Raw genomic sequence first — 11402 nt, forward strand, 5'->3', positions numbered from 1 at the left:
GCCCGACCCCGGCCGCACGCGGAGGGCAACCCGCCCGGCCGGGCCCTCGATTCCTCTCTCACCAGCAGGAGCACTCACGATGACCAGCGCAGCCATGCGGTTTTCCATCCCCGCCACGGCCCAGTCCCGCGTCCGTCAGCTTGTCGAGGCCACCAACGTCCGCGCCGCCGTCCACCACCTCACCGCTTACACGCTCGACATCTCCGCGCCGTTCCTGGCCGACTACCACGACACTGACGGCCGCCTGATCGGCAAGCGCCCCACCGTCACCGTGACGATCTCCGGTGACATCCCCCGTCACCACGGCTGGATCGTCATCGCCCGCCTGGACCACGACGAGGAGGGCGAGACGATCACCAGCCTGTTCCCCGGTCTGCCCGAGCAGGACGCCGAGGCCGCACGCCAGTACCGCGCCATCGAGAACTTCTGCCACGGGTGCGCCGTCGCCCGCCACCGCACCGCCACCTATCTCGCCCGCCACGAGAACGGTGAGATGCGCCAGTTGGGCACCACGTGCGTGGAGCCGTACACCGGTCTGCCGATCAAGGGCCTTGAGGCCCTGTGGAGGTTCGGCACGTTGAAGGACTCCGATTGGGATGGCGAAGAGGGCGGCATCCCGGCCGATCTCCGCGTCCCGGTGATCGAGGTCCTGCGGGTGACCGCTGCGATCGTGAAGACCGAAGGCCGCTTCTACAGCCGGTCCGAGCAGTGGAAGAACACCCAGCCGACCGCCGACGGCGTCGAGGCGTATTTCTTCGACCGCAAGGCCCCGATGGAGTGGCGGGCCGACATCGACGGCGACCCCGACGCGCCGACCACCGCCGCCGCCATTCGGGCATGGGCCGTCCAGGGATACGGCAGCCTCTCCGATTACCGCCACAAGGTGGGCCAGTTGGCGAAGGGCGAGACCGCCGACCCGCGCCACCTGCCGACGCTCGTGTCCGCCATCGCGGGTTGGTACCGCGACCAGGAGAAGGAGGCCACCGAGCAGGCCGCCCAGAACAGCAAGCCGCAGGGCTCCGTGGGCGAGCGCATCACCACGAACGCCACCGTCACCACCGTGATCGAGCTGGAGGGCCGGACGTACGGCTACCACACCCAGCGCCGCCGACTGGTGAAGTTCCAGGACCCGAGCGGCAACGTGTTCGTCTGGTTCAGCTCCGCCGCCGACGTCCCCGACCAGGGCGACGAGGTCGAGCTGACCGGCACGGTCAAGGACCACAGCATCTACGGCGAGACCGCACAGACGGTGCTCACCCGGTGCCGCGTCGCCGCACGCGAACCGGTCGCCGCGTAGCAGTCCCGGCCGGACCCCGGCCGCCGGGCCGTGGGGTGGGCGGCATCGAGCCGCCCACCCCACGCTCCGCCCACCGCCGTCCGGGCCCGCCCGCGTCGGCGGCCGGCCCCGTTCACCGGCCCCCGCACGAAGGGCGTCCCTCTGGGACGGCTCAGTCTGGCCCGGCTCGAAGCCGGCCGGAGCGTCCGGGCCGCGGGCGGCCCTCCCACTCCGTCCGGACGCCGGGCCGAAGGGCGTGCCCTACGGGCACGACGGCACTGTCCGTCACGGGCGGCACCTCCCCGACATAGGCATCGTCCGCCGCCGACTGCACCGCCGAGCCCCCGAGGAACACCCCATGCCCGAGACCGCGTGCGCCATCCAATGTCAGGCCGCCCCGGCAGGAGACCCCGCGGCCCACAAGGAAGCCGTCGAGGTCGAGAAGTGGGCCGAATGCCTGCACGGGGACCTGCTGCCCCAGGCTAGTCACAACCTGGTGATCGGCTCCGGCGATGGCGGTGGCTTCGTAACGGAGAATCGACAGCTGCCCAGAAGGCTGATCCACCTGTCAGTGACCGTGCTGTTCTAACCGCACTGGCGAGGACAGCGGTCGGTCAGCGCAGCAAGTGGAAGTTGTGTAGTACCGCTCTGCGCTTCGAGATGCCCGCATCGCTGGGCCCCCTTGCTCCCGTCGGCGATGCGCCAGCCGTGCTTCTTGTCCGGCAGGACCCAGCGAAAGCGTTCTGCGGACAGAGCGGCTCGATGAAGGCTGGATCCAGGAGGTCGATCTCCTCTATCGAGACAAGGGCAAGAAAGTACCTCCAGCTCTGGGGCCGTGAGGCTAAGGTGGGTGTGCCTGCAAAGTCAGTCCGTATCGCGCTTCGTTTGCGAGGGGTCTCGGGGGCGTCGGAAGACAAGGTCTTTCGGCCCGTCGCGGCGACGAACCCTCGGAGGGGATATGGAAGTTGCTGGCTGGGCGGCAGTTGCTGTCGGCTCGATCGCTGGCGGCGTAACCGTTCTTGGTTACCTCGCTGATCAGGTCCCAGGGCTGTCGAACAAAACGATCAAGGCTGTGCGTGCGATCCGTGCCGTGAGGGACGAGTTGCAACGCACGAAGAAGCCCTGATCAGGGCCGCGTCGTTTGCCCCCGTTACGACGCGGCCCTTTCGCATGCCGACGCCGAGCGCCTTCCTGTGTTCAGCGATGGTGACCATGGCAGCAGCATCTGATCACCCTCTGGCTGTGGCGTTACCGAGGCTGCGCGGCTTGTCGTCTTCATTGTTCGGTGCGGGCCGCGCGCGGGTACCCACCGATTGCACTCCCTTCGGCGTAGCAACTACGTGATAATGCCGTCGTATGAACGAAGTTGTGGTGGGTGGCCTGGCAGCTATCTCGGCTGGAGTGGTCGGCTACTTCGGGCATGTCGCTCAGGCCGCGAACTCGCGCAAGCATGAGCGTCACGCCGAGGATGTAGCGCTCATGAAGGACCTGCATCGAAAGCTCGTCGATCTGAGGGATACCGACCGCGAGCCGATGGAAGTCGAAACGCTCGCCTCCGCACTGGAGACCGAGGTGGCCATGGTGCGTCATGCCAAGCTTCGGTCGCGTGTGATTGAAGACCTGCGCAGCACACATACCCTCTGGATGGTGCAGGGGCGCGACGGGTGGCCACGTAAGAGGCAAAACGTATGGATTCAGGATGCCGTTGATGCCCTCGCGGCCGTTGCACGAGGCGAGCGACTACCCGAGCAAAGCCAGGAGTGCGAGACTCAACTCTTCCTTGTGGCACGTGCTACACAGGCCATGTCCGCCCAACTGGCCCCGACGATGGCGGCTTTCTTTAGCAGCCCTCACATAGTGGAACTGCGCGAAGAGCGAGCGCGGTGGGAGGCCGAGCGACGCGCCAAGCGGGGATGGCGCCGCTTCATCCTCCGACGCAAGCCGAGGTCAGAAGTGGCCGCCGGCTAGGAAGTGCACGGACAGCCGGGCCATGAACGCTAGCAAGGCGGATCGCCGCAGGTCCGTCGAGCCGTCCGCCCTGGCGCCCCTTTCCGTATAGAAGAAGCTCGGAGAGGGCATCGCCTTGAGCCTTGTGTTTTAGAGCCTTGTCCTCGATAACCATGAAGGCCGCGAGCCATCCGACCTGCAGCCAGAACCAGGTGGTCACCGCGGCGGGGTGGGTGTCGCTGCATGGCGCACGCCACGACCGATTCACCCCCTGGGTTGCCCCGAATCCGGAACGCCTGCGATGGGTTGGTTGGGTGCCGGCGAGGGCGAAAGGCTGCCTCCGGCGGGTCCTCCTCGGAGGGGGTGGGGGCTGGTTGGTCGGGTGCGGGAGCGTTGTGGTGCGGGTGAAGGCGGGGTTCCCTCCTCGGCCGGACACCCCAAGGGGCGTACCAGGAACCCGGACACGGCGTCCAGGCCGAGCCGCTACGCGGTCGCTGCGCGAGCCAGGACACCGCGCCCGGAACCCTGATACGGCGGAGCTGTCCGACCGAGGAGGGAACCCCGCCCGGGTCCGTTGTGGCCGGGCCCGGCCGGGCGGGTGCGGGCCGTGGATTGTGAGAAAAGGCCAGGTCAGGGCATGCATTCGGGTTGACCCTACCCCCGAAACGTGGTTTAATTAGTGATGTCGGAAGGGGGCAACCCCCGACCGGCACACGGCAGGCCGACCGGCCACCGACAACATCTCTCACCAGGAGGATCGCGACATGCCCCGTAAGCCGAAGATGACCGACGAAGAGCGTCGGGCCTACTCCGCCAAGATGCGCGGTGAACTCGAAGCCGTCATGGATCGCGCGTACGGCGCGATGGTCGGCAGCGAAGAATCCTGGGCCGCCGTCATGCGCACGGCCGCGAAACTGACCCACCCGGACCGCGACGACCGCAGCCCCACCAACTGCATCGCCATCGCCGCCCAGTGCCCGAACGCCACCCACGTACTCAGCTCCGGAGACTGGCGAAAGGCCGGACGCTTCCCGGCCAAGGGGTCCACCTCCCTCCGTATCTGGACGCCGATCAAGCGCCGGACCGAGGATGCCCAGGAGGCCACTGCCGCAGCTGCCGACGGCGGGCAGCGAGAGGCCACCGGCGAGGCCGCCGAGAGTCAGGGGCGCAAAGTGTCCGGCTTCAAGGCCGGGCCGGTTTTCGATATCAGCCAGACCGACGGCGACGCCTACGAGCCGCCCGCTGCCGCCCCGCTCGCCGCCGAGGTCATCCGCGATGTCCTGGTGAACCAGTACCGCGACCAGTACCACGAGGACCCCGAGCAGGCCGGAGGGTTCGACTTCACCCAGGACGCCCCCGACAACGCCGTCCGCATCCTGCTGTACGGCCACGCGTGGCGACGCATCACCGAGGCAGATGCCCCCCTTCCCGGCCAGCACGCCGCCGAAGTCGCCTCAGCCGCCCACGTCGCCGCGCTCATCCTGAACATCGCCCCGGGCCCCGCCGTCATGCCGCCGCTCGCGGGCATCATCACCCAGGACAAGAAGCCCCCGGTGCATGAGTCCGCCGTCCGGGCCATCGAGATCGGCCGGGCCATCGCCCGCGCCGTCACCACGGCCGCCGAGCGCCGCCGCGAACTTGCCGTGACCGGTTGACCCAGACCCAAGAACATGGTTTAATTAATGGTGTCGGAAGGGGGAGGGCAACCCCCCGACCGCGACACCGCCGCCGGGGCCGACCGGCCCCGGCGGAATCTCTCACCAGACAGGACACGACATGCTCACGACCGACAAGAAGCCCACCGTCCAGGACTTCCCCACCGCGACGCTCGTGATCGGTGGCCCCTGGTTCCGGGGCCACCAGCTCGACACCCGCCCCGCCGTCGTCGTCGGCCCGTTCGGCGGGCCGGAGTTCGCGGACGAGGCCACCATGTCCGTGGTCTGGTTCTTCACCCTCGGTGCCCCGCAGCCGGGCGACAGCGTCCAGGCGATGTTCCCGAACGAGCTGACCCCGCTTGACGACACGCTGACCACGATGCACCAGGACACGTTCCGCGACATCGTTCGCAGCCTTCGCCGGGGACGGTTCGCCTACGACGACGGAGACGCGCTCCGCGCCGCCGTCCGCCAGGCATGGCGCGAGCGGGCCGGACTGGCCGACGCAGACCCGGCCGCCCGGCACACGCTCCACCGCAGCTGACCAAGGCCCCGCCGGTCCGGGGGAGGGCAACCCTCCGGACCGGCAGGCCCCCCAGCACTCCAGCGGACACCCCTTCGGGGCGGCAGGACAGGTCCGGTGCGTTCACCGCCGCCGGCCGACTCCGCCGCAGGCCGACTCCGCCGCCGGCCGACTCCGCCGCCGGCCGACTCCGCCGCAGGCGGCTCCGCCGACCGACGACGGGCAACGGACCGCGAAGGACGCGCCCCGCGGGGGCGCGACAGCCCCTGTCGTCGCGCAGGCGCGACGACCCGCGAGCCGATCGTCCCTCACGGCCCGCGCCGGTGGTGCAGCGCCGCTGCCAACGCACGGTCCGCCCTGCGGACGGACCAAACTCTCACCAGGAAAAGCCAGTTCAGTGACTATCGAGATCACCCACACCCGCCGAGAAGGAACCCTGATCGAGGGTACGAGCCGTGGCGACGGGTCGGCCGAGATCCTGCGACTTCGCGAGTACGGCCGGACCCAGAGCCAGCCCTTCCGCTGGAGCAGGAACATTGACTGCTGGTACCTCCCGCACAGCCGTGACCACGCCACCTACACCCCCTCGCTCGAACTCCTCGCGCAGCGACTCCGAGACGCGGGCTTCGAGGTCACGCTGACCATCGACAACGCCGACCGCCGATCGTTCTCCGACGCCGAGAAGGAGCGGGAGGAGAAGGCCGAAGGCCGGGCGGAGAGGTTCGGCGGATACGCCGCCAGCGCCGCCCAGAATTCCGAGGCCGCGTGGAAGTCGAGCCACGAGATATCCGAGCGGTTCGCCTTCGGTCAGCCCATCCTCGTCGGACACCACTCCGAGCGCCGCGCCCGCCGTGATCACGCGCGGATGGACAATGCGATGCGCAAGAGCATCGGCGAGAGCGACCGCGCCGCCCACTGGACCGGCCGGGCACAGGCCGCCGCGAACTACGAGCGGTTCAAGAAGGACCCCGGCCGCACGCTACGCCGTCTCGACAAGCTGCGGGCAGACCTCCGCGCGGTCGAGAAGTGGCAGCGCGGCGAGTCCGCCAAGGGGTTTTTCCGGAGTCCGGCAGACCCCGAGCTGGAGACCGAGCACCAGGAGCTGACGGAAGAGATCCAGCACTGGGAGCAGGTCATCAAGGACGCCGAGGCCGAGGGCTTCAAGATGTGGTCGAAAGCCGACTTCACGCGCGGTGACTTCGTTCTCTACCGAGGCACCTGGTACGAGGTTCTGCGGGTCAACTCGAAGTCGGTGACGATCCCGCACATTCACAACGGCGTCGGTCAGCGCGTCGTTCGCGCGGTGGACAATCGTCACGACGGCTGGACCTGGACCGCTCCCTACGACGACGTGTCCGGGCGCAAGAGCGCCGACGAGATGCAGCAGTCGACTCGGGCCGAGGCCGCCGAGCACCAGGAGCAGGCCCAGCAGGCCCCGCCGATCAAGGAGCCGGTACCGGCGGCTGAGACGTGCCCTACCAGTCACCCCCGCCCATGGCACGCGAAAGCGCGCCGCTGGGCTCTCTGTCAACACGCCCCTGAAGGGAGGTCGTCCCCGGCAACGGCCCCCACCGAAAGGGCAAACGGGCGGGAGGACATGGCACTGGTGCTCATCACCTCGAAGAACTCCCGCCGCCCCCGCAAGCGCGCCTTGTGGGCGATGACCCGCCGCGAGGCACAGGCGGTGTGCGGCGACCCCCGCACCTCCGGCCGCTCCTACATGCTCACCTGGACCGACCGGCCCGGCACCGAACGCGCCGACTGGGAATGGGTCCCGGACAACGGCAGCCAAGCCCCGGTCCTAGACGAGCTGGGCATCACTCCGCGCCGTGAATGGACCGCCGCCCCGCAGGCCCCGGCCGAGGCCGCGTAACCACGCCCCTACCCATCCCCCCGGCGGCCGACTACGCCGGGGGGACGGGCCCCTCTCTCACCAGAACAGGGCACCACCATGACCACGCAACTCCTCGAACGACCCGCGACCATCACCGTCCCCGACACCGAAGCGGGCAGGCTCATCGTCCCCGCGACCGAGGGCAGCACCACCGTCCCGACGTACCGCGTCGGCGCCCCCGACATCCAGTGCCGCTACCCCGTGATCGTTGGCGAAGACCAGGTCATCGGCAGCGCCTACAGGTGGCACCGGGATTGGCTCGTCCTCACCACCGAGGGCGAACGCAACCTCCGCCGCCCGTCCAAGGGGACCCCCGGCACCGATATGGCCGCTGCCCATCTCGCGGAGGAGTACGCCGCCGGTCGGATCGGCGCCGTCCCCCTGGACCAGGTGCTCGCCGAGGCCCCCACGCCGTTGCGCGGGCCGGTGCCTCTCCTGCACCCGCGGATGCCGGTCAACGATCGCAACACCGAGGGCGCGCAGATCGCGTTCGCGGGACTCCGGGCCCACCACTGGCGGCCAGTGCTCACCGGGTTCCCCGGCAGCGATAACCACTGGTTCCTCAGCTGCGAATTGTGTGACTGGCAAGGCCCGAAGTTCTGGAGCCACTTGCGCGGACGCAACGGAGAGCCGCCGAGCGCGCGCCGTCACAAGGGCGGGTGCATCGGAGAGGAAAAGGTCCGCCGACTGATCCCCGCCTACCACTAGCAGCCGACCGAGGGGGGCGGCAGCGCGCCGCCGCCCCCGCTCTCCCGAAGGACAGCACCGTGCCGACCCGCCACACCCCCGAAAGCATCGTCATCGCCGACACCCCGGCCGCGATCTTGGAATGGGCCGCCCGCCACATCGAACACGTCGGCATCCACCAGGGCACACGCCTGTTCGCCGGCCCGGGCCGTACGGCCACGTTGCCGTGCTGGCCGCGCGGCGCCCTCGAAGTCGCCGCCGGCCACGGGCGGGGAGCCGCCGACCGGACGTATGACTGGGACCGCATCGGCCTTGCCCGTGACCAGGCGTTCGCCATCCTCGCGGAAACCCTCACCGGTCACGCAGTCGACGCCGACGACCCCGCCGCCAAGGCCCTGCACCGCGAGGCCATCGACCGGTGGAGCAGCGAGCCCGGCCGTACCGCCGCCGCCGCCCACGCGTTCCGCACCGCCGCCGCCCGCGCCGAACACGCCCTGTTCTAACCCCCGCCGCCCGCCAGCATCCCGAGTCATGGAAGGTCCACACGATGGACGAGACGACAGAAGACCGCAGCACCACCAGGACGCCGAGCCGCCGAGGAGCCGCCACCCCCAGTCGGGACGGCGTCCACCGGCTCTGCGTCCCCCTCCACCCCCGGCTCAGCGCGACCGAGCTGATCCGCGTACTCCTCGCGGCCCCGGGGGAAACCGACCTCGCCGCCCTCGACCCAGTACAGGTCCGGTCGCTCATCGCCGACGTGCTCACCCAGCACGGCTATGACGTGCTCGACCGGTCGCCGTACTACCCGGAGCTCGACCGTCACCGGGACGCCCGCCGCGCGGTGCGCCGCGCGTACGGAACCCGGTTCCTCGACGCGCCCGACGAACAGGCCGCGCTCGCGGACCCGCTCCGCGAAGTCCTTGCCGCCGGAAGCAGGAAGCCGTGACCGCCACCGTCGCCGAGCTGACTGGAGCACGGGCACGGCAGACGTATTACTGGCGAGTGCGCAACGCGCGGACGCGCCACCGCCCGGAGAGCGCCGGGCAGGCGTGGCACATCCAGGCCGGACACCCCGGCGGTGCGTACTGCGACCTCGGCCACGGGCTGGACCCGCCCTCACACCACGCGCCGACCCTGCTCGCCCGCAGCCGGCCGACCGGCCGCCGGGGGGACGAGCAGGAGTTCCGCGGCGGGTGCCTCGCGTGCGAGTGGGAAGGCCCCGTGCACTCCGGCAACGGGTTCGGGGACGGTGACAACGAGGCGGTGGTACCCGCCGGGCTGGATCAACCAGTGCGCCCCCGTCCTGGCCTGGAGCCGGTACCGCCGTGAAGCCCACGCTCCGCCGCACGCGGGACGCCCCCGCTACGAACTCCGCGTCAGCCGGCCACCGAGCAACCTGGGCCACCACCCCGCAGACCAACGGGCCCTCTTCTGATGACCGCCGTCCTCCGGATCAGGGCCCCGCCCCACTTAACCCAAAGGTGGTTTAATTACTCCGCCATCAGCGGAGCGGGCAACCTCCGACCGGCCGAGCGTCCCACGGGGCGCCACGCACCCCAGACAACAAATGACGGCCAGCGCACAAGGGCAACAAGGCGCTGGCCGTCGGTGTCTCTCACCAGAAAGACCACACCATGCTATGTGACCGACACCCCGATTGTCCCCAGCCCGGCGACATCGCCCAGCTCACGAGGGGTAACAGCATCGGCGCCGATCAGGCCGACACCTTCGTCATCGTCGAGGACTTCCCCCCGACCGGCCGACACCTCGTGCTCAACCTCCCCGTCGACCACCCCGACCGCGCCGACTGGGCCGCCGCCGTCCCCCTGGCCGACATAGCCACCCTCACCCGGCTCGAACCGGCTGGCAGCCGTACGTGGACGCCGGCCCCGGACCCGGACGAACCCGAGTGACCCCGCCGAGCGGGCACGACCCCGACCAAGAACAGGAGACCACCGTGTCCTCCAAGACCGGCCGCACGCTCTACTCACGCGCGGACCTCCGCAAGGTCCACGGCATCAGCGAGCCGACCCTTCAGAACCTCTGGACCGACCGGGAGAACAACGGGCACCCGCCCGTCGCGGACACCACCGACGGCGTCATGCACTGGGACGGCGACGTATGGGCGAAGTGGCACCACGAGCTTCAACGGCAGCGTGCCGCCGCGAACACCACTAACCCGCCGAAGCTCGACGGTGACCCCGAAGAGATGGTGGGCCCGGCCGAGGCGGCGAAGATCTGCGGGTTCGCCGACTCCGCCACCGTGTCGCACTACGTCAAGAACCCGCCTGAGGGGTGGCCGGCACCGGATGACTGGGACGAGCTTCCTACCCGACGCCGCCCGAAGTGGAAGCGCTGGCAGCTGTGGCAGTATCTTGCCGACCGCAAGGGCCGCGGTCACGCCGGCGGACGGCCCGCGGGCCGCCGCGGACTGGCCTACCCCTACCAGGGAGACGAGCGGCTGACCCTCGCCCGGCAGGCCATCGCGGCGAACCCCAGCGCGAAAAACGCCGAGCTGATCCCGCAGCTCCAGGAGCAGACGGAAAAGACCTACTCCCGTCCGACCTGGAACCTGATCCTCAAGTCCGCCCGCGAGCACCCCGAGGAGTGATCCGTGCCCGACACCCGCTGTCCGCGCTGCGGCGGCCCGCTCGGTGAACGACCCGCACGTTCCCGGATGACCACCAGCCGCGAGGTCAATATCTGCACCACGTGCGGTACCGACGAGGCAGTTCGCGCGGCCAACCATCAGCCACCGGTGCCGTTCGGTGACTGGCCGGTGATGTAAGCCGCTCCACATGGAGGTGGGCCCCAACCCTGCACAGGGTTGGGGCCCACCTCCATGTGGATCTGCGACGCATCAATTCAGGGCCGCGGATGCAGCGGGGCGGGCCGTGGCGCCTCCTCCTCGGGCCCGCTTTCGGCGGGCTCCGTCAGAAGGCGCAACAACCGGCGTTGTAGCGCGGCGAGGAACCGCAGCTTCAGACGCGACACCCATGAACAGAAGCGCCGCGAGAGCCGACGGACTCTGACGCCGTACCACCAGACCGCAATCGGCAACAACAGCAAATTCAGGAACAACCAGGGGGACATCTGCACGATCAACCTCACGAGGGTCTCGGCACCCCCGCGCGAAGCTATGCAGCGAGGGTGAACTTAAACGGGCTGGGGAGCTGACCCGCTCCGGGAGCCCGAGGCACGAGCGGCACGGCCAGCCGCAAAATGCCGCATGGTGATGACTCGTGGGGTGGAGCGACGACGAGGTGCCCGAAGCACTTCACGCAGCCGGTGAGGAGGCGCTGCGCAAGGTCCAGCAACAGAGCCGAGAGCGCCTGCGCAGCGTCGGCAACGTGTGCGATCTCAGTGGTGGTGGGGACGTGTCCGGCTCGGCTGAGGCGACCCAGCCTCTGATTCAGCCGG

12 protein-coding genes and 1 pseudogene are annotated in these 11402 nt (G+C 69.6%); 12 read left to right on the forward strand and 1 reads right to left on the reverse strand.

What is annotated here, in order from left to right; translation table 11 throughout:
* The first annotated feature begins 79 nt into the window (after positions 1-79).
* The 12 genes and pseudogenes from OG844_RS33820 to OG844_RS33875 all read left to right on the forward strand — a co-directional run bounded on the left by OG844_RS33820 (position 80) and on the right by OG844_RS33875 (position 10593).
* The gene (locus tag OG844_RS33820; protein WP_406395509.1) at positions 80-1297 is read left to right on the forward strand and encodes a hypothetical protein; all 1218 of its coding nucleotides are present in this window, start codon (positions 80-82) and stop codon (positions 1295-1297) included.
* A 337-nt stretch (positions 1298-1634) separates the two neighbouring features.
* The gene (locus OG844_RS33825; RefSeq protein ID WP_406395511.1) at positions 1635-1865 is read left to right on the forward strand and encodes a hypothetical protein; all 231 of its coding nucleotides are present in this window, start codon (positions 1635-1637) and stop codon (positions 1863-1865) included.
* A gap of 767 nt (positions 1866-2632) precedes the next feature.
* Entirely contained in the window at positions 2633-3244 is a 612-nt protein-coding gene (locus tag OG844_RS33830; protein WP_327436042.1) for a hypothetical protein, read from the forward strand.
* A 743-nt stretch (positions 3245-3987) separates the two neighbouring features.
* The gene (locus OG844_RS33835) at positions 3988-4878 is read left to right on the forward strand and encodes a hypothetical protein (RefSeq protein ID WP_406395514.1); all 891 of its coding nucleotides are present in this window, start codon (positions 3988-3990) and stop codon (positions 4876-4878) included.
* Between the two features lie 121 nt (positions 4879-4999).
* The gene (locus OG844_RS33840) at positions 5000-5422 is read left to right on the forward strand and encodes a DUF6409 family protein (RefSeq protein WP_406395516.1); all 423 of its coding nucleotides are present in this window, start codon (positions 5000-5002) and stop codon (positions 5420-5422) included.
* 376 nt (positions 5423-5798) lie between these two features.
* A complete protein-coding gene (locus OG844_RS33845) occupies positions 5799-7274 on the forward strand; it encodes a DUF3560 domain-containing protein (protein WP_406395518.1) in 1476 nt (491 codons plus the stop codon).
* 78 nt (positions 7275-7352) lie between these two features.
* Entirely contained in the window at positions 7353-8003 is a 651-nt protein-coding gene (locus OG844_RS33850) for a hypothetical protein (RefSeq protein WP_406395519.1), read from the forward strand.
* A gap of 59 nt (positions 8004-8062) precedes the next feature.
* On the forward strand, positions 8063-8485 hold the full coding sequence (locus tag OG844_RS33855; protein ID WP_406395521.1) for a DUF6197 family protein: 423 nt from the start codon (positions 8063-8065) through the stop codon (positions 8483-8485).
* Between the two features lie 44 nt (positions 8486-8529).
* On the forward strand, positions 8530-8928 hold the full coding sequence (locus OG844_RS33860; protein WP_406395523.1) for a DUF6181 family protein: 399 nt from the start codon (positions 8530-8532) through the stop codon (positions 8926-8928).
* A 56-nt stretch (positions 8929-8984) separates the two neighbouring features.
* Positions 8985-9417: pseudogene (locus tag OG844_RS33865) on the forward strand (DUF6349 family protein).
* A 199-nt stretch (positions 9418-9616) separates the two neighbouring features.
* The gene (locus tag OG844_RS33870; RefSeq protein WP_327436048.1) at positions 9617-9895 is read left to right on the forward strand and encodes a DUF6211 family protein; all 279 of its coding nucleotides are present in this window, start codon (positions 9617-9619) and stop codon (positions 9893-9895) included.
* 44 nt (positions 9896-9939) lie between these two features.
* Positions 9940-10593 (forward strand): hypothetical protein, encoded by a 654-nt coding sequence (locus OG844_RS33875; protein WP_406395525.1) that lies wholly within the window; start codon positions 9940-9942, stop codon positions 10591-10593.
* Between the two features lie 254 nt (positions 10594-10847).
* Here OG844_RS33875 and OG844_RS33880 read toward each other — a convergent pair whose 3' ends face one another.
* Positions 10848-11087, reverse strand: coding sequence for a hypothetical protein (locus tag OG844_RS33880; protein WP_327436050.1), 240 nt, complete (start codon positions 11085-11087; stop codon positions 10848-10850).
* Between the last annotated feature and the right edge of the window lie 315 nt (positions 11088-11402).

The sequence above is a fragment of the Streptomyces sp. NBC_00887 genome, from assembly GCF_045207585.1.